A 966-nucleotide genomic window follows, 5' to 3' on the forward strand; every position below is an offset into this window, starting at 1 on the left:
TCTTCTATGCATCTCCAGATGACAGAAAACTATCTGCCGGAGTTAACTGCATAAGCATTTTAATAATTATAAATATTGCCTTTTGAAAACGATACTTTTCTTGACCATTATCTTTTCTGATACTATAATTTCCCTAAAGACAATTTACTATTATTACCATAATGTTGAGGAGGGTGGATGTCAGAAAATATTACATCAACAACAGGTGTATTTGTTCTTATAGATTTAGTTGATTCTACTCCTCAGGCCAAAAAACTAAAAACCAGCCAGCTATCTGATGTGTATGAGTATTTTTATTCTGAAATTCAAAAAAGGGTTAGCCTTTACGATTTTGAAATCATTAAAAAAATGGGTGATGCTGTTATAATTTTTGGTACATCTCCTGAAAACTTTGTCAAAATTGTAAGTGAGCTTCTCAGTGATAATCTGATAGAGGATATTAAGTTCAGTGAAACATTCACATTTAAAATAAATATTCGTATTGTTGCCGATTACGGACTTTTTCATTTTATAGTTGACAAGCATGATAAAAAAAATGATTATGCTGACAGCAAAGCAACGGCAATCCATCGTTTGGAAAAATACGCAAATTCCGGTCATTTTATTTTTACTGAATATTTAAATGATTACATATCTAAACATATAGATGAGGCCAAATTTAATAAGGATACTTTAAGAATAGAAAAACGTTTAAAAGGCTTTGAATATACAGGTAAATATGATTTTTTATATCGTATCAGTGCCAGAAGAAAAATTACACGTAAACTATCTGAAAAATTTGGAAAAAGATTGGATTATATTAAATTAAAAAGTAAAGAGATTCCTGTTTTTGGAGGAAAGAGACGCTTTAGACATCCAGGAGCTTTTGACAAAGCCAACGAAGTTAGACGATTGAATGCTGCTTGGTATAAATACATGCTTTTCCCAGAGCTGTAAGGTTGCCCTGCCTCCCCCGTCGCCTAATTC

1 protein-coding gene is annotated in these 966 nt (G+C 31.9%); it reads left to right on the forward strand.

Going from position 1 to position 966, the window contains the following annotated elements; all coding sequences use genetic code 11:
- The first annotated feature begins 177 nt into the window (after positions 1-177).
- On the forward strand, positions 178-936 hold the full coding sequence (locus H7844_15920; GenBank protein ID MEO5358765.1) for a hypothetical protein: 759 nt from the start codon (positions 178-180) through the stop codon (positions 934-936).
- The last annotated feature ends 30 nt before the right edge of the window (positions 937-966 follow it).

The organism is Nitrospirae bacterium YQR-1, from assembly GCA_039908095.1.
Taxonomy (GTDB): Bacteria; Nitrospirota; Thermodesulfovibrionia; order Thermodesulfovibrionales; family Magnetobacteriaceae; genus Magnetomonas.